Annotated in this window: 18 protein-coding genes, 1 tRNA gene and 1 other annotated feature; of the genes, 17 read left to right on the top strand and 2 right to left on the bottom strand. The window is 46.6% G+C overall.

The features are described from left to right. Window positions 1–126 precede the first annotated feature (126 nt). The 9 genes from T472_RS03585 to T472_RS03545 all read left to right on the top strand — a co-directional run bounded on the left by T472_RS03585 (window position 127) and on the right by T472_RS03545 (window position 7,656). On the top strand, window positions 127–960 hold the full coding sequence (locus T472_RS03585) for a CPBP family intramembrane glutamic endopeptidase (protein WP_023386633.1): 834 nt from the start codon (window positions 127–129) through the stop codon (window positions 958–960). After that, window positions 954–1,496: a cyclase family protein gene (locus T472_RS03580; protein WP_023386630.1), complete on the top strand. Its 543-nt coding sequence runs from the start codon at window positions 954–956 to the stop codon at window positions 1,494–1,496. Before T472_RS03585 ends, T472_RS03580 begins: the two co-directional genes overlap by 7 nt. Then, window positions 1,493–1,783 carry a DUF503 domain-containing protein gene (locus tag T472_RS03575; protein ID WP_023386628.1) on the top strand — a complete coding sequence of 97 codons (291 nt, stop codon included), beginning with the start codon at window positions 1,493–1,495 and terminating at the stop codon, window positions 1,781–1,783. The genes T472_RS03580 and T472_RS03575 overlap by 4 nt, the downstream gene beginning before the upstream one ends. 9 nt (window positions 1,784–1,792) lie before the next feature. Next, window positions 1,793–3,490: a M3 family oligoendopeptidase gene (locus T472_RS03570; protein WP_023386626.1), complete on the top strand. Its 1,698-nt coding sequence runs from the start codon at window positions 1,793–1,795 to the stop codon at window positions 3,488–3,490. Window positions 3,491–3,800: 310 nt separating this feature from the next. Beyond that, a complete protein-coding gene (locus T472_RS03565; RefSeq protein ID WP_207643940.1) occupies window positions 3,801–4,166 on the top strand; it encodes a MarR family winged helix-turn-helix transcriptional regulator in 366 nt (121 codons plus the stop codon). Next, window positions 4,163–5,020: an SDR family oxidoreductase gene (locus T472_RS03560; RefSeq protein ID WP_023386621.1), complete on the top strand. Its 858-nt coding sequence runs from the start codon at window positions 4,163–4,165 to the stop codon at window positions 5,018–5,020. Before T472_RS03565 ends, T472_RS03560 begins: the two co-directional genes overlap by 4 nt. A gap of 161 nt (window positions 5,021–5,181) precedes the next feature. Next, window positions 5,182–5,427 (top strand) — a binding site (T-box leader). Between the two features lie 71 nt (window positions 5,428–5,498). Then, window positions 5,499–6,329, top strand: a complete 831-nt coding sequence (locus tag T472_RS03555) for an amino acid ABC transporter substrate-binding protein (protein WP_023388057.1) — start codon at window positions 5,499–5,501, stop codon at window positions 6,327–6,329. 26 nt (window positions 6,330–6,355) lie between these two features. After that, the gene (locus T472_RS03550; RefSeq protein WP_023388056.1) at window positions 6,356–6,997 is read left to right on the top strand and encodes an amino acid ABC transporter permease; all 642 of its coding nucleotides are present in this window, start codon (window positions 6,356–6,358) and stop codon (window positions 6,995–6,997) included. Window positions 6,998–7,014: 17 nt separating this feature from the next. Beyond that, window positions 7,015–7,656, top strand: coding sequence for an amino acid ABC transporter ATP-binding protein (locus T472_RS03545; RefSeq protein WP_023388055.1), 642 nt, complete (start codon window positions 7,015–7,017; stop codon window positions 7,654–7,656). Window positions 7,657–7,739: 83 nt separating this feature from the next. Here T472_RS03545 and T472_RS03540 read toward each other — a convergent pair whose 3' ends face one another. Beyond that, window positions 7,740–9,044 carry a serpin family protein gene (locus tag T472_RS03540; protein WP_023388054.1) on the bottom strand — a complete coding sequence of 435 codons (1,305 nt, stop codon included), beginning with the start codon at window positions 9,042–9,044 and terminating at the stop codon, window positions 7,740–7,742. Between the two features lie 126 nt (window positions 9,045–9,170). Continuing rightward, window positions 9,171–9,267, bottom strand: a tRNA-Sec gene (locus tag T472_RS19495). A gap of 73 nt (window positions 9,268–9,340) precedes the next feature. Between T472_RS19495 and yfmF the strand changes: the two genes are divergently transcribed. From yfmF to mraY, 8 genes are all read left to right on the top strand, one after another. Continuing rightward, on the top strand, window positions 9,341–10,621 hold the full coding sequence (yfmF, locus tag T472_RS03535; RefSeq protein ID WP_023388053.1) for an EF-P 5-aminopentanol modification-associated protein YfmF: 1,281 nt from the start codon (window positions 9,341–9,343) through the stop codon (window positions 10,619–10,621). Continuing rightward, entirely contained in the window at window positions 10,599–11,873 is a 1,275-nt protein-coding gene (yfmH, locus tag T472_RS03530) for an EF-P 5-aminopentanol modification-associated protein YfmH (protein WP_023388052.1), read from the top strand. Before yfmF ends, yfmH begins: the two co-directional genes overlap by 23 nt. A gap of 123 nt (window positions 11,874–11,996) precedes the next feature. Then, window positions 11,997–12,425 carry a division/cell wall cluster transcriptional repressor MraZ gene (gene mraZ, locus T472_RS03525; protein WP_023388051.1) on the top strand — a complete coding sequence of 143 codons (429 nt, stop codon included), beginning with the start codon at window positions 11,997–11,999 and terminating at the stop codon, window positions 12,423–12,425. A gap of 8 nt (window positions 12,426–12,433) precedes the next feature. Beyond that, on the top strand, window positions 12,434–13,360 hold the full coding sequence (gene rsmH, locus T472_RS03520; protein WP_023388050.1) for a 16S rRNA (cytosine(1402)-N(4))-methyltransferase RsmH: 927 nt from the start codon (window positions 12,434–12,436) through the stop codon (window positions 13,358–13,360). A gap of 34 nt (window positions 13,361–13,394) precedes the next feature. After that, window positions 13,395–13,889, top strand: a complete 495-nt coding sequence (locus tag T472_RS03515; RefSeq protein ID WP_040906533.1) for a hypothetical protein — start codon at window positions 13,395–13,397, stop codon at window positions 13,887–13,889. 15 nt (window positions 13,890–13,904) lie between these two features. Next, window positions 13,905–15,650, top strand: coding sequence for a peptidoglycan D,D-transpeptidase FtsI family protein (locus tag T472_RS03510; RefSeq protein WP_052011738.1), 1,746 nt, complete (start codon window positions 13,905–13,907; stop codon window positions 15,648–15,650). A 166-nt stretch (window positions 15,651–15,816) separates the two neighbouring features. Further along, on the top strand, window positions 15,817–17,157 hold the full coding sequence (locus T472_RS03505) for a UDP-N-acetylmuramoyl-tripeptide--D-alanyl-D-alanine ligase (protein ID WP_023388049.1): 1,341 nt from the start codon (window positions 15,817–15,819) through the stop codon (window positions 17,155–17,157). After that, window positions 17,157–18,107, top strand: coding sequence for a phospho-N-acetylmuramoyl-pentapeptide-transferase (gene mraY / locus T472_RS03500; protein ID WP_023388048.1), 951 nt, complete (start codon window positions 17,157–17,159; stop codon window positions 18,105–18,107). Before T472_RS03505 ends, mraY begins: the two co-directional genes overlap by 1 nt. Window position 18,108 lies beyond the last annotated feature (1 nt).

Raw genomic sequence — 18,108 nt, 5'->3', positions numbered from 1 at the left:
AACGGTACGTACGGTGGTGTGGGGGGACCCCGCCTAACTAATAAGCGGGGTCCTGCCCGATTTACCAATATGTATGTTATTGCCTGAGAGTGCATGTGGTATAATCAGATAGAACGAGGTGATATTTTGAATGATTACTTTCCGCGCAACAGCTTCCTGAAATTCACACTGACAACATTAGGCTTTTTCATCCTCATGTCAATAATTGCAGTTATTGCCTACGGTGTTTTCGAGGATTCTCCGTATCTGGTACTTATGGATATTGTCACATATATTTTGCTTTACCTAGTCCTGTTTATCGCCCCCAATACCCATGAGGACAGATATGCGATACTAAGGCGACCCAATGAGGATAGCGGAAGCTTCATGCTTACTGCCGCGCCATTCTTCATAATGAGCGTCACTTCGGTGATATATGTCAACCTGATTTCGGCATTGAGCCCAGAGTTGTACGAGGCCTTCATAAACAGTCCGAACCTTGCGTCCAACATGGGTGACATCACTGATCCTCTGGGTTTTTTGGTTTCATTCATAGTAATAGTCATATTAGCGCCGGTAATCGAGGAGCTTGTATTCCGAGGGGTGCTGTTCAACATGCTCAACAGGAAACTCGGTGTTACAGCTTCACTTATCATATCAGGGTCATTTTTCGGGATACTCCATTTTGCCACATTCTTTCCTGCTGCAATAATGGGATTTGTCCTTGGATTCATATATCACCGCACCGGTGACATAAGGACAAGCATAAAGGCGCATGTTTTCAACAATCTGGTTTCTTTTTCAATGGCATACATTCCATTCCTTGACTTCAACGATCCTGGTCTGACTGAGGCAGGGCTGGGGATTGCGGTCATCATCCTTGATTTTGTATTCATTATCTGGTTTGTAAGTTACTTCATCAGGGAACGAAGCTACCTGAGTGAGAGGGCTCCGGTTTACAGGGAGGTGGGATATTGGTAATAGACATCACAAGGGAGATATATTCTGGAATGGAGGTCTTTGAAGGTGACCCTGAGGTCAGCGTAAGTGTGGAAAAGACAGTGGAGGCGGATGGCTATTCACTTAGGGAGATAAGGATGTCCACGCATGCCGGAACGCATATGGATGCACCCAGTCATTTCCATTCTGATGGCAGCACCATGTCTGAACTTGACCTTTCAAGGCTATTGGGGCATGCCTATGTGACCGGGAGCTTCAGAGATGCGATCCCTGACGGAACAAGGATACTGCTCTCAAAAAAGGGGGACCTTGACCAGAAGAGGGCTGTTGAGCTTCTCAGGTCAGGCGTGGATGTATTTGGTACCGGAGAGAATTCCCCGGAGCCGGAAGGGGATTCTGAATACAGTGTCCACAGGATATTGCTCGGAACAGGGGCAATAATGCTGGAGAACCTTGACTTGTCAAATGTCCCTGACGGTACTTACGGATTCGCTGCGCTTCCTTTGAGGATAAGGGATGGCGACGGAGCTCCGGTCAGGGCGGTGCTTCTGACATGATCCATACTGCGATTGGAAGGTTTACCCTTCGTGCTGACCATGTGAACAGCCTGAAGGAAAAGAGGAGCATCGTTTCAGGTCTGAAGAGCAGGGTGTCTTCAAGGTTCAACGCATCTACCTGCGAAGCAGATCTCATGGATTCACACAAGGATATCGTCATCGGTGTTGCTGTCGTGTCCGGAAGCAAGGAGACGGCAATGAGAGAAATGGGCAGGATAGCGGATTTTATCGATCTTAACGGAGTAGCTGAGCTTATTTCCGAGGAGATAGAAATTCATAGTTTTTAGGAGGACAAAATGAAGTTTAGCGAATATGTATACACGAGGCCGGAAATCAATGAGGTCCAGGGAAATGCCAAAAGGATACTGGCGGCCATGGATGGGGCTGCAGATGGAATTGGCTTCGTCAAGGCTATGGATGAGTACATCGCCCTGAGGAACCATGTTGAGACAATGTTCACTCTGGCATCGATAAGGCAGAGCATCGACACCAGGGATGAGTTCTATGACAGGGAACAGGCATACATGGACGAAATGATGCCGCATTACCAGGAGCTTGTCACAGACTTCTATAAGGTCCTGATCTCCAGTCCTTACAGGATGGATATCGAGGCAAAGTACGGAAAGCATCTGCTCGACCTTGCAGAGCTCTCCATAAAGACCTTCAGGCCTGAGATCATCGAGGAGCTTCAGCATGAAAACAGGTTGTGCACTGAATATTCCAAGCTTGTAGCTTCGGCAGCCATTATGTTCAGGGGTGAGGAAAGGAACCTGTCAGGTCTCGTTCCATTCATGGAAGACCCCGACAGGGCAACCAGGAAGGAGGCCTACGAGGCATACAGCGGATTCTTCGCTGAACATGAGGCTGAATTCGACAGGATCTATGATGAACTTGTAAAGACGAGGGATACAATAGCAAAGAAGCTGGGATTTGATAATTTCGTACCTGTAGGATATGCAAGGATGCTCAGAACCGAATACGGCCCTGAAATGGTAAGGGTATACAGGGATGCCGTATTTGAGAATATAGTCCCGCTGTCTGTAAAACTTAAGGAAAGGCAGGCAAGAAGGCTTTCGCTTGATTCACTGAAATACTATGACGAACCTGTTCAGTTCACATCCGGGAATGCAACACCTAAGGGAAGCCCGGAGTGGATAGTTGATAACGCCAAGAGGATGTATTCAGAGCTTTCCCCTGAAACAGACGAGTTCTTCACATTCATGACTGGAAATGAGCTTCTGGACCTTGTCACGAAGAAAGGGAAGCAGGCAGGAGGGTATTGCACGTATATTTCCGAATACAAGTCCCCGTTCATATTCTCAAACTTCAACGGCACATCTGGTGACATTGACGTGATGACGCATGAAGCAGGACATGCATTCCAGGTATTCAGGTCAAGGGGTTACGAGGTTCCCGAATATGGATTCCCGACTTCAGAGGCGTGCGAGATACATTCGATGTCGATGGAGTTTCTGACATGGCCATGGATGGACCTTTTCTTCAAGGAGGATACCGGAAAGTACAAGTTCAACCATCTGCAGGACGCTTTGCTGTTCCTCCCTTATGGAGTATCCGTAGATGAATTCCAGCACTTCGTATATGAGAATCCTGGTGCCACTCCGGAAGAGAGGAAGTCAAAGTGGAGAGAGATTGAGAAGAAATATCTCCCTGTGAGGGATTATGAGGACAACGACCTGTACAATAGAGGTGGTTTCTTCTTCAAGCAGCTTCACATATTCGTGTCTCCCTTCTATTATATTGACTATACTCTGGCCCAGGTTTGCGCATTCCAGTTCTTCAACAGGGCAAAGGAGGACAGGGAAGCAGCGTGGAAGGACTATCTCAGGCTCTGTGACAAGGGAGGCAGCATGCCGTTCCTTGAGCTTGTGAAGGTTGCAGGACTCAAGTCGCCTTTTGAGAAGGAGACGATTCCTGAGGTGCTTCCAGGTATTGAAGAGTATCTCAACTCAGTCGATGACATGAGCCTGAATTAACGGATTAGGGCTTCGAATCAAGGACTCGTAAATATTACAGGCAGCATTTCCGAAAATCCCTTAAGTTCTTGAGTGACGGATCAGTTACTCAGGTGCTTAAGGGATTTTTCCACATTTCAGAAGTATGAGGCATTGATGACCAGCCGGAGCCACGGAGTTTTTTCGGTTTCTATAGTTGACATTCAAGGGTATTGACATTAAGAAGCCTGACAAATAGAATATAGTTAGTTAAACTAACTATATTAAGGGGATGAGAAGACTGGATATTGCCAAGAGCGCAGATGCAGTAGGATTGTTTTGCCGCCTGCGTATGAACACGAAATCGGATATTCCGATAAGACCAAGTGAGATGGGGGTCCTGGTCTATGCTTGTAAACAGTATGGACCGGTCACACCGCTTATGATCAGCCGTTTCTTCAGAATTGCCAAGCCGTCAGTGACCTCAATGGTAAATTCCCTTGTAAAAAATGGCTATCTGAAGAAAGAATCATCGGAGACTGACAGGAGAAGCTACTCATTGAAAGTCACTGAAAAGGGGAGTGAGCTGGTCGAGTCCACTTTTTCCGAGTACGTGAAATCGATGGAATTGCTTAAATCTGGTATGGGTGATGAGAAGTTCAATGAGCTTATCGAACTCATACAAATCGCAAATGTGATATTGGGAGATGCAAGATGAAGATACTTGTCACAGGTTCGTCAGGAAATGTTGGCAGACATGTAGTAAATGAGCTTTCAAGGCTGGGGGAAGAGGTTGTAGCTGCTGGTACTGATGTGGAAAAGCTTGGGAAAATGTTTGATGGTGGTGTTAGTGTTGCTCAGTTTGACTTCATGAGACCGGAAACATATTCAAATGCGCTGAGAGATATTGACAGGGTCTTTCTGATGAGACCTCCTCATCTTGGGAAGCCTGAGGACATCTATCCGTTCATCGATTCTTTGAAGGAACATTCAATAAGGCTTGTTTCATTTCTTTCCCTCATGGGGATCGAGAAGAATCCCATACCTCCCCACCATAGGATTGAAAAACGCATCGAAGCTTCAGGGATCCCATTCGTACATATCAGGCCGGGATTTTTCATGCAGAACATCACAGGACTGCATTTGAAAGAGATCAGGGAGAGGGATACGATCTTCATTCCCGCAGGGGAAAGCAGAACAAGCCTCATAGATGGTTCAGACGTCGGCCTTGCCGCAGCTGCAGTCCTGCATGAGCCTGAGAGGCACATGAATTCTGCCTATACAATAACCGGGCCTGAAGCAATGGACTATTACCAGGCAGCAAAAGTCCTCAGTGATTTGACAGGGAGAAAAATCACATACGGTAAACCGGGAATCCTGAAATACAGGAACTACTGCATCAATGAGAGGGGGCTGGAAAGGAAATTTGCAAATGTGACAGCAGCTCTCTATCTTATGACCAGAATGGGTACGGCTGAAGCTGTGACTGATGATTTCTTCAGGCTTACCGGCAGGCAACCAAAGACCTTTGCTGATTTTGTTATGGAAAACCTCAAAACCTTCGAAAGATAATAGAAGAGCAGCTTAATTCTGGAAGCCTTCATTAGCCTGAATATCTTGATCAACAACTGAAATGGCAGATCCAGGGAGAGTTAACGGACAAAAAGCCTGGGGAGTGTAAAAAATACAGTTGACAAAAATCCACCGGGAGGATAAAATTCAATTTATCATATTGAACGACATTGATTGGAAATATTATCCGCATGCATCCATCTTCAGAGAGTTCCCGGCAGGTGAGAGGGGCAGAAAAGGGATGCGGAGAACACATCCATGAGTCGGGATCCTGAAATTGAAGTAGGGGCCCCCGGTAATCCCTGCACCCGTTATCGTGCTAGAGTATTTGAGTACTCGAAGAGGCCGTCGCCGTGAGGCGTCGGTGAAACAAGGTGGAACCACGGAAGTAATATCCCGTCCTTGATGCTGCAGCATCAAGGACGGTTTTTTTTAGTCGGCATATCAAGAAATAATAAGTATAATGGAGGAAAAGAAGATGAAAATGATGAACAAAATCATGATGGTGGCAATGGCGGGTCTGATGCTCTCTGCATATGCATGCGGAGCTAAGGAACAGACACCAACCACTCCACCTGTACCTAAGGACAATACTGCAGACATCAAGGCAAGGGGCGAAATCATAGTTGGACTTGATGATACATTCGTTCCCATGGGATTCAGGGATGCAGCAGGAAACTTCACTGGCTTTGATGTGGAACTTGCTGCAGAGGCGGCAAAGCGTATGGGGCTTAAGGTCAAGTTCCAGCCAATAGACTGGACGCTTAAGGAAACTGAGCTTGATTCAAAGAACATCGACCTCATCTGGAATGGATACACTATAACAGACAGCAGGAAAGAGAAGGTAAACTTCACTACACCATACCTTGACAACAGTCAGGCCATAGTTACAATGGCGGATTCTGAAATCAAGAGCAAGGCTGACCTTGCGGGAAAGGCAGTAGCAACGCAGACAGCGTCAAGCGCATACGAAGCTATATCAGCAGATGCTGAGACCATGAAGGGCTTCAAGGATGGCGAGCCTGTCCTTTTCGACACATACGATGATGCGTTCAGGGACCTTGAGGCCGGAAGGGTAGATGCAATAGTCGCAGACCTCATCCTTGCAAGATACTACACTGCGCAGAGGGGCACTGAGAAATATGCGTTCCTTGATGACAACTTCGGTGATGAGGAATACGGCATCGGTGTGAGAAAGTCTGACGTATCGCTTCTTGCCGAACTCAATAAGGCAATGGATGACATGAAGAAGGACGGAACCGCAGCTGCGATATCAATCAAATGGTTCGGAGAGAACATAGTCAAGTAGTCTTTTAAAGGCCGAAAGGAAAACACATGGAATATATACTTTTGATCCTGCCATACATGCTCAAGGGGCTTGGCACTACTCTCATAGTCTTCGCCATTACTGCAATAGTAAGCATTCCGCTGGGATTTGTCCTGGCACTTGCAAGGCTTAGAGGGAACAAGGCGTTAAGCAGGGCAGTACAGACCTATATACTCATCATGAGAGGCACGCCGCTTCTCCTTCAGCTCATATTCATATATCTTGGACTGCCTCTCGTAGGGATTACCCTGGACAGGCTACCGGCATCACTGCTTGCCTTCATACTAAACTATGCGGCATATTTCGCTGAGATATTCAGGGCAGGAATTGAATCCATTCCCCAGGGTCAGTATGAGGCTGGAAGGGTGCTTGGACTCAAGGAGCATGAGATATTCCTGAAGGTCGTGCTCCCGCAGGTCGTGAAGAGGGTAATACCTCCAACTGCAAACGAACTGATGACACTTGTCAAGGACACTTCCCTTGTATATGTTGTCGGCATGGGCGATGTACTTAGAGCCGCCAAGATAGCAGCTGTAAGGGACGTGACACTTATACCCCTCGGCCTGGCTGGAGTGCTCTATCTTATAGTCATCGGTATACTCACCATGTTGCTCAAGAAGGCTGAGACAAGGCTTTCGTATTACAGGTAGACCTAGGAGGACATGAAATGCTCAAGATAACTGACCTGTCAAAAAGCTTTGGTGGAAAGCAAGTATTCAGTGGCATAAGCGCCGAGTTTGAAAAAGGCAGGATATATTCCATTACTGGACCTTCAGGGGTTGGCAAGACTACTTTGTTAAGGTGTCTTACGCTTCTTGAAAAACAGGATAGCGGGACAATAACAATCGACGATATGCCGCTTGAGGAGAAAAGGCTTTCGATAGGACTAGTGTTCCAGTCGTTCAATCTTTTTCCCCACATGAGCGCACTTGAGAACATAACCTTTCCGCTCATAAGGGTGAAGGGGGTCAGCAAGCAGGAAGCCGAGACGATCGCCAGAGGGCTGCTTGAAGACCTTGGCCTTCAGGACAAGGCTGATTTCTACGAACACATGCTTAGCGGCGGACAAAGGCAGAGGGTGGCTATTGCGAGAGCGATGGCTCTGGCTCCGGATTTTCTTTTCTTTGATGAGCCGACCTCCGCACTTGACGAGGACCTGAGTGAAAGCGTAGGCAACGTCATGTTGAAGCTTAAGGAGAAAGGAATGGGGATCATAGTCATAACCCATGACCTGGATTTTGCAAAGAAGATCTCAGATGAGGTCTACCTGCTCAGGGAGACGCTCATAAGAAGGGAATTAGATGCTTAATGAAAGTATCTGATCCCTGGGAATGCAGTTAAAACACAAAGTCTCGCGAAGTGTGACTCCTTTGCGAGACTTTGTGTTGTGCACTATTTTACGCTGTTTACAGTTCCGATGAAGATCGGCAAGCCTGTGGAGTTGTCGATTATCGCGTAGATGAACGGTCTGTCGAGTATGACGACCTTAGTTTCGATGTATGACTCTTCCCTTATTTCGACCTTTGTGACAGCGCCGGCTTTTGTTCCAAGCTCGTCAACGCTGATGAAGGTCTTGTGAAGGACGTCGCCGATGAACAGGTTGCCTCTGGAGGATTTTCCAAGCCTTGAGAAATCAGCGTTTTCCGATGAGAATGCTGTAGGCATTCCAAGCCTCTTCAATGAGTCGTTCATGCTGATTTTATAGCTGTAGCTGAATTTTGGGAGAGCTGCTGTCACAAGTGTGCTTTCAGCACCCTGGATCAGGTCAAGGAACCCGGTTCCCGTCATGGCTCCCACATACTCGTCCAATGAGGTTCCGTCATTTGGAAGAATGGCCGCGAAGCTGTACAGTCCTTTCGAATAGGGTTTGATAAAGCCTGTTGACATGCTGTCCTCAAGGTACAGACCTTCCTCGGAGTTCATGAACTCTACGTCTTCAGTCGTTCCGGAAGCGGATTTGAAGCTGCCGCCTTTCAGGTGTTCCTTACTGTACACCTTTTCCCATTCTGCATCGAATACGATGGCATTGATGAGGTACATTACCGCATCTGGATGTATTGAATCAAGGATACTGTCGAGCATTCCATCGGTGTTCTTTCCTACCCAGCTGTTTATGTCTTCAAGCGTTGCATCGTCGAATTTCGATTTGTATGCTGCGGCTTTATAGTAGTCGGCATTCGTCTGAAGGAAGCCCTTCTCTACGGTAAGCCTTCCTTCATCGTCCCTGAACCATATGGAATTGGCTATCCTGAGCCTGGACTTCTTATCGTCCGGCAGCCCGTCTGAATAGGAATGAAGATAAGCATTCAGGTCGGAGAGAGGAATCCCGTGTCCCAGAAGCTTCTCCATCTCATCAAGGGTATCGCCGGCTGCCCCGTTTGCGGTCATGGAAAGTGCCATAAGAACCGAAAGGGGAGAAACAAGCGTGTTTTCCTTGCCGGATACCAGCTCCCTGAAAAGTTCAATTGAGAAATCTGAGTAGCTGGCTTTGAAAACTTCATCAGGAGTTTTGGACGCGGCAGCTGATTTTGAAATACCATCCATCAGGTCATCTGATGCAGCTGTGGGTGAAGCCTTGGTGCATGCAGTGAGACCAGAAGCGATGACTAAAGTCAATGGAACGGTGAGCATCTTAAGGACCATGCTCCTTGTGCAATGTAATTTCAAGCTCTTCACCTCGTCTTTTATGGTTTTCATTTATGATCCCTTAACAGAATTATAATGAATCCCCTTCAGCTAAAAAATACGGGAAGGTAACAGCATTTCATATACGATAAAAAAACTCCATGCTTGTTGCATGAAGTTAAATAGTGTACAATTAAATGGCGGGAGCGTGTAGGAATCGAACCTACCCAGGATGGTTCAAACACCCCGAAATGGTTTTGAAGACCACAGAATACGCCAGTATCCATCCGCTCCCTCAGCAATGTTATTCTACATTGAAAGTTAGAGCATGTCAAAGCCCAGTTGATTAGAAGAAAGGAGGCATGAAAATGCCGGATTCCAACAATAGGATAGTATTCTACAAATCGAGAAAATTCAAGAATAATGCAATAAGTGTAATAATCCCTGTCAGCATGGGAGAAAATGTCACAGGATTCAACGTTCTCTCACAGGTATTGAAGAGAGGAACTGAAAGATTTGCCACATCATCAGAAATAACGAGATATCTTCAGGATATGTATGGGAGTTTCTTTGATATCATAATCGGGAAGAGAGGGGACAAGCTGTTCCTGACGTTCTACATATCATTTCTTGACAACAGGTTCACCCTATATGGTGAGGACCTTTGGGAAAAGGCTGTGGAGCTTATAAAGGAGGTCATCTACCGTCCCAGGCTTGTTGAGGGAGGTTTCCAGAGCGAAATAGTCACGCAGGAGATCGAGGACCAGAAGCTGTACATTGAATCACAATATGACGACAAGGGCCACTACAATATGATAAAGGTCATAGAACAGGGTCTCATGGATTCATATGCGAAGCCTGAATTCGGAACAATGGATGAGCTTCAGTCACTTAACGGTGATGTGCTGATGGACCTCTGGAAGGACCTCAGGTCCAGGGAAGCATACATACAGGCTGCTGGGAACATTGAGGATGAAGGAAGGATATCTGAACTGCTCAGTGGAATATTTGACGAGGCAAATGGAGGGCTGAAGGCCGGGAGAGGGCTTCATGACCATGTAGCGCCTGTATTCGTGAGGGACCTGCCGAAGGCTGAAGAACCGATGAGGATCAGCCAGGGAAAGATGTCGCTGCTGTACTCTACCAACACTGATATCTTCAAAGGGGATTATTTTTCCCTTGCTGTGATGAATTCCATTTTCGGCGGCGGTGCCCATTCGAAGCTGTTCAATGAGGTAAGGGAGAAGCATAGCCTCTGTTATTATGTATATTCTACCTTTGACAAGTTCAAGGGAGTCATGACAATATCAAGCGGGGTCGATTTCAAGAACTTTGACAGGGCGAGGGAGCTTATTGAGCTTGAACTTGAAAAGATGAAGAAAGGTGATTTTACCGATGAAGAGATCACCATGAGCAAGACCAGGCTCAAGGCGACCCTTGTGGCCATGGAGGACTCCATGTATAGTACAATGGAGTATGTTTCAAGCCTTAGGGTCTACGGAATCGGTTATACGGTCGATGATGTCATAAAAGGTATAGAGGAAGTCGACAGGGAAAGGATAATGGCAGCTGCTGGCAGGCTTGAGTTCATAACCAGCCATTACCTGGTCAAGGAGGTAGAGAACAATGTTTCAGACGATAGATCTTGATCTGATAGATGAGAGGATACTATACACCGAAATCAGGAACCTTAAGGTGTACTACATACCCAAAAAGGGATTTGCAAAATCCTATGCCATGCTGACCTCGGATTTCGGATCAAAGGATGTTGAGTTCTCCGTGGACGGAGGAGAGACCTTCAGGAGATATCCTGAGGGGATAGCTCATTTTCTTGAGCATAAGGTCTTTGAGATGCCTGACGGAGAAAACATATTCAACAGGTTCACTGAGCTTGGGGCATCTGTAAATGCATTCACAAACAACAGGCAGACCTCATATTATTTTTCAACTACTGACAACTTCTATGAGAACCTTGAGCTTCTTGTGAAGATGGTGATGACTCCTCACCTTACCGAGGAGAATGTAGAAAAGGAAAAGGGGATAATCGCCGAAGAAATAGCCATGTATGATGACAATCCGGCTTTCAGGGGGTATCTTGAAGCCATGAAGGCCTTGTACCATAACCATCCTGTAAGGGAGGATATTGCCGGCACTAAGGAATCAATTTACTCTCTTGTTCCAAGCGACCTTCAGGAGTGCTACGATGCGTTCTATGACCCATCGAACATGGTGCTTGTAGTGGTTGGTGACCTTGATGAAGAACGGGTACTGTCTGTGGTTGATGATAACCTTGGAGACAGGAAGCTGGTAAGGGTTACGAAGAAATCCTGGACTGAGCCATATGAAAGCAAAAAGAGTGAAGCTTATGTATCCATGTCCCTTCAGGTTCCAAACTATATCCTGGCCTGGAAAGTCCCGCCTGGAAGCGGTGACCTCATGAAGGATACCATCGCAGGTTCACTTATGGCAAAGCTTGTGTTCGGAAAAAGCTCAACATTCTATGAGGAGCATCTTGCAGACGGTATAATCAATGACAGCTTCAGCGCTGAATTCAACCTTGAGAAGGACCATGGTGAAATGTTCATTGGAGGGGAGTCTAAGAATCCCGAAAAGGACAGGGATGCAATTCTGGAATATATCGGCAGGGTGAAGCAAGATCCTGAATTCTTCAAAAGCAGGTCATTGGAAATCGAGCTCATCAAGAAATCCATGACAGGGCAGTTCATGAACATCTTCAACAGTGTTGACAGCATAGGGATTACAGCGACAGGGAACATCCTCAGGGGTAAGAATCTGCATGAATATATCCTGACTCTTCGCTCAATAAATCAAAGTGATGTTGAAAACATGTTCAAAAGAGTGTTTGGTGTAGAAAATCGGGCATTTGTTGTTATTAAATGATGATATAACTTAATTAATTGTGAACTTTGTATACGAAACCCTTCAAAACATTGAAGGGTTTTCTTTTTTTATGTAGAATATACATATAAGTGGTAAAAAGTGGTGAAAAGTGGTGAATTTACGATGCTGATCGGCGAACATACCCACGGAGTGGACAATAAGAACAGAATAATAGTTCCGTCCAGGTTCCGCGAGGATCTCGGCGATTCGTTCGTGATTTCAAAAGGTCTTGACGGATGCCTGTACATCTATCCGAAGGACGAATGGAAGGTGTTCGAGACCAAACTCAAGAATCTGCCGCTTACAAACAAGAACTCAAGGACATTCGCAAGATTCTTCTTTTCAGGCGCCAATGAAGTGGTCCCTGACAAGATGGGAAGGATACTTATCCCTCAGCCCCTAATGGAATACGCTGAGATCGAGGATGAAGTTGTCAGTATCGGAATGGACTCAAGGGTAGAGGTATGGTCCAGCAAGAAGTGGAAGGAATACTGTGAAAGGGAGATCGACATGGATGAGGTTGCCTCAGGTATGGAAGATCTTGGAATATAGGTGGGAATATGGAGTTCAAGCATGTATCGGTCCTGCTGGAGGAATGTCTGGAGGCGCTTGCCATAAAGCCGGACGGGACTTATGTTGACTGCACCCTTGGTGGTGCTGGTCATAGCATGGAAATACTGAAGAGGCTCGACAAGGGTAGATTAATCGGAATTGACCAGGATATTGATGCTCTGAACAATGCCAAAAAGAAACTTGAAGGTTTTGGAAACATTTCCCTGGTCCACAGCAACTTTGAGAACATCAAGGAAATTCTCATTGAAAATGCTTCTGGCGGAGTAGATGGGATACTGATGGACCTGGGGGTTTCATCATATCAGCTTGACAACAGCGAGAGAGGATTCTCCTACATGCAGGATGCACCGCTTGACATGAGAATGAACAGGGATGAGGTGCTCTCAGCGTACGAGGTTGTCAACACATACAGGGAAGAGGAGATATACAGGATAATAAGGGATTACGGTGAAGAGAAGTTCGCGAAAAGGGTAGCATCCTTCATTGTGAAGGCCAGAGAAGCGAAGAAGATAGAAACCACACTTGAGCTGGTTGACATCATAAAGGCTGCCATACCTGCAAAGGCCAGGAGAGAGGGTCCCCATCCGGCAAAAAGGACATTCCAGGCTATAAGGATAGAGGTTAACAGAGAGCTTTCCATACTTAGGCAGACCATATTTGATGGTGCCGCATCATTGAAGAGTGGCGGCAGGATGGCAATAATTACCTTCCATTCACTGGAGGACAGGATAGTCAAACATGCCTTCAAGGAGCTGCTGGAGCCCTGCACATGTCCGAGGAACATGCCTTGCATCTGCGGGCGGACACCTAAGGTAATCATAATCACAAGGAAGCCTATTGAACCGGGGACGCAAGAGATAGAGATGAACCCCAGGTCAAGGAGCGCGAAGCTCAGGGTAATAGAGAAAATCTGATTTTACTTTTTTTGGTATATTGGAGGGTGTAATCATGGCACTTAAAAACAGGTCATACATTTCGGGGAATACTGTTTTAAAGCCAAAGGTACAGGCAGAGCCAGGGAGGATCGACAAGGACCTCCAGAAGCTCGAGAAATCAAGGCGTGACTTCAACAGAAGGAATGCAATAAGAGCAAACAGGGTGAAGAGGGGAATCCTTGCCACCATAGCAATAATTGGGATATTGTCATTCATAACCATATTCAGAAGCGCCATGGTCTATAATCTGCAGATGGAATATGTCAGAATGCAGAATGAAACCAGGCAGGTACAGAAGCAGAACGAGGCTTTGAAGGCTGAACTACTGAAGGCTTCCGCCATTGATGGGATCGTAACAGGCTCAGCAAGCCTTGAGCTTGTTTCAGAGGATACTTCGAAGGCGCTGGTCGTGGACCTGTCACACGATAATTTTCTTCCAGATGAGACAGTGATGCCTGAACCGGGATTTTTAGAGAAAATAATGGCTTTTCTTGATCCCAGAGCCTGATAGCCGAGGTGGACCATGAACAGCAAAAGAAGACTGACAATTCTGGCTGGCCTGTCAGCAGTCCTATTCATCCTTCTTGCAGGGAGACTTGTATATGTAATGGCAATATCCAGGGATGAAATATACGAGAAGGCAATGGGGCAGATAGTAAGGGAAGTTACAATACCCGCATCAAGGGGCAACCTGCTCGACAGGAATGGCAGCGTAATTGCAGCCTCTGCAGACGCATACAGGCTGGATATCGACCTCAAGACCTTCAGGAGGACCCTTGAGGCCAAGGGAAGGTCTGCTGAATATTATGCAGTGCCGCTTGCGGCCCTTGTTGGGGAGCCTGTTGAAGATATCCTTGCAATCATGAACAAGACATCAAACAGCTCACTCGTAAAAAGGAAAATGGAAAAGGTCCAGGCTGATACGGTCAGGGCATGGATGAATGAGGTTGGAACAAATTTCCTCATAATTGGCTACGACAGCATAAGATATTATCCGAACGGACCATTCCTTGCACATGTCATAGGTACTGTCGGAAACGACGGAGAAGGGACGATGGGGATCGAATACCTGTACAATGACCTGTTAAGGGGTGTCGATGGCATAAAGATATCTGAAATTGACGGAAAGAAACAGGACCTACCGTATACAGAAGTGGTGGCGACTCCGGCAGTTGGCGGAAGTGACCTTGTACTCACCATCGATGAGAAGATACAGTATGCCGTGGAGAATATTGCAGCTGAGACGATGGAATCAACTAAGGCGAAAGCCGTTACCATAATAGTATCCGATCCCAAGACGGGAGAGATACTGGGAATGGTAAACCTTCCTGAATTTGACCCTGCAGACCCTGCCTTGGGCCTGACCACTGATGAGTTCAACCAGATCACAAGGAACAGGGCGGTAAATGATACATATGAGCCGGGATCCACACTTAAGATGATAACAATGGCTGCGGCGCTTGCAGAAGGTAAGGTTTCCCTGAATGACACGTTCTTCTGCAAAGGGTATACCTATGTCAACGGAGTCAGGATAAGATGCGCAAAGCATGAGGGACACGGTCTGCAGACACTTGAAGAGGTGTTCCAGAACTCATGCAATCCCGGAATAATCGAGATTGCCCAAAGGGTAGGCATTGAGACTCTGAATGAATATATCGCAAAATTCCATCTTGGAGAAAAGACCGGAATTGACCTTCCTGGTGAAGCCAAGGGAATAATAAAGAAGACTGAAGATGTTACACCTCTGGACCTTGCCACAATATCCATAGGGCAGACAGATACGGCAACACCAATACAGATACTCGGTACACTCAACACGATCGCAAACGGCGGATATTATACGACTCTGCATCTTGTCAGGGAGACGATACCAAAGAATGGGGCAGGCGAAAGGCTTGATCCGGTTCCTTACGTTGAAGGACGTGGGGAGATGGTGATCGAGAAGAACGTGAACAATGAACTCATTAAGATGCTGGAGCTGGTTGTGGAGAAGGGCTCAGGAAAGAATGCCCGGATTGAGGGCGTAAGGGTGATTGGAAAGACTGGAACAGCTGAGAAGCTTGATCCATCTACAGGAAAGTACAGTGAAGAGGACTTCATAGCCTCCTTCGTAGGAGCTGCTCCTGCTGATGACCCCAGGGTAAGCGTATATGTCGCAGTAGATTCTCCAAAGGAGATTGTCACTGGAGGAGCCGTGGCTGCACCGGTTGCAAAGAAGGTGTTTCTTGAGGTAATGAAACACATGGACCTTTCTTCAGGAAGCAATTGAAAAATCGCATGTGATTATCGCATGCTTTTTTTCTATAGTAATAAATCAGCCAAAGACCTGATGGGATTTGTCTGCAAAAGTTTTCTTGTGGTATAATCTTACGTGGAAAAAACGTGATTGGGAAAGGATATATTCATCGATATTAGGATATATCAGAGGTGGAATAATGAGGAACATCAGCGTCAGAGAAATTACAGACAAGCTGGGGGGTACCCTGTATGGCAGCCTGGATGCAGAATTCAGCGGAGTATGCATTGATACAAGGAAGGTCCAGGAAGGAACACTCTACATTGGGTTCAAGGGTGAAAGGGTAGATGGCAATGACCTTTACGGTGAAGCCTTCTCAAAAGGTGCGACTGTCTGCGTTGTCGAACGTGAGCCTGAATCCGTACCTGAAGGCTGTGCAGTAATAAAGGTCTCTTCCACCTACAGGGCAATACTCGACCTGTCCTTCTATTACAGGAGAAGCCTCAGGGTAAAGGTGATAGGAATAACAGGATCCACCGGAAAGACATCCACGAAGGACATACTCCATGGAATGCTCTCGAAGAAGTACAAGGTATTCAAGACAACAGGCAATTTCAACAATGAGATAGGACTGCCGCTCATGATATTCTCGCTGGATGAGACCTATGACTATGCGATTCTGGAAATGGGCATGAGCGCACCGCTTGAGATACACAACCTTGCCCGTGTGGCAAATCCGGACATTGCAGTCATAACAAATATCGGGCTCAGTCACATGGAAGCCCTTGGATCACAGGAGAACATCCTGAAGGCCAAGATGGAGATAACTGATTTCTTTACCCAGAATTCGCTTCTGGTACTGAACGGGGACGATGAATACCTGGGAAGTGTAAAGGAAAAACCCTATAGAATTGTGAGAGGCGGAATATCAAGGGGAGATGTCCTGGCCAAAATCAGGGAGCTCGCTCCTGACCACGTATCCTTCACAGTCAACGGCAAGGATGTCATAGAGGTAGGGATACCCGGAAGGCACAATATCCAGAATGCTGTGCTTTGCTACATTGTTGCCAGGGAACTTGGCATAACAGATGAGGAACTGAGGTTTGTGGATGTCATGAAAAGTTCCATGAGGATGGACCTTGTAAGGCTGAGATCACTGACAGTGATCAATGACTGTTACAATGCAAGTCCTGATTCGATGAAGGCAGGCATCGACTACCTAGCATCATTCAAAGGCAGGAAAGTGGCTATACTTGGTACCATGAAGGAACTGGGCCAGGAGTCAGGTGAGTCACACAGGCGAGTGGGCAGGTATGCCCATGATAAGGGTGTGAAGAGCCTGATAGCTGTAGGTGAATACGAGAAGGAGTTCAGGGAGGGATTCGGCGATGAGGGCTTCCATGGTTTCGCAACATTTGAGGGAGCCAGAGCGGTCTTGAATGGTCTTCTTGAGGAATCAGACATTATACTTCTCAAGGCTTCGAGAGGGATGAACTTCGAGAGGTTTCTGCCTGTACTTGAAGAGTTTGGAGGAAAATGATGCTTAGATACCTGTTAGGATTTACGGCAGCCCTTACACTCACGCTGCTTACCGGTCCATTTTTGATAAAGAAGCTTAGAGAACTGAAATTCGGACAGAATGTCAGGTCTGACGGACCTGAGAGCCACCTTGTGAAACAGGGCATACCTTCAATGGGCGGGATCATGTTCCTTGCATCAGCTTCAATAGCAGCTTTGGCTGCATCATCCTTCGATCCCGACGTGATGCTGATAGTCATTACAATGCTTCTTTTCGGAGGCATTGGCTTCGCAGATGATTATCTGAAGATCAAGAAGAAGTCTTCAGACGGATTGTCTGCAAAGCAGAAGATGGGCCTTCTCATAGGATCTGGAATAATTGTTGCCCTTATATATGACGGACTTTCCGGAGGAAGGACTGATATCCGAATCCCATTTTCAGGAACTGGAATAGACATAGGGGTGTTTTTCATTCCATTTGTTGTTCTCCTGTTCGCTTCAGTGACCAATGCAGTCAACCTTACTGATGGAATAGATGGATTGTCAAGCTCAGTGACAATAGTTGTTATATTGTTCTACATGGCAACAGGCTACAGGACGGGAATGGATGATGCAATCCTTTTCGGGGCCTGCCTTACGGGAGGGCTCCTTGGATTCCTGAACTTCAACAGATACCCCGCCAGGGTTTTCATGGGAGATACAGGATCCCTGGCTCTCGGAGGTGCGGTCGGAATACTTGCGATTTTCACAGGTCATGAGCTTATCCTGATACTTGTTGGAATAATATATGTAGTAGAGACACTTTCAGTTGCGATACAGGTGATTTATTTCAAGAGGACAGGAAAGCGTTTCTTCAGGATGGCGCCCCTGCACCATCATTTCGAGAAGCTTGGGTGGAAAGAGAAAAAAGTGGTGGCTGTATTCACGGCAATAACAGTCGTCGCAGCTGTAGCAGCCTACATCCTGGCATAGG

It is taken from the genome of Youngiibacter fragilis 232.1, from assembly GCF_000495435.3.
In the GTDB taxonomy this organism is placed as follows: domain Bacteria; phylum Bacillota; class Clostridia; order Clostridiales; family Clostridiaceae; genus Youngiibacter; species Youngiibacter fragilis.
The sequence above is the reverse complement of the archived record's forward strand: the minus strand, read 5'-3'. Positions and strand labels throughout refer to the sequence as shown.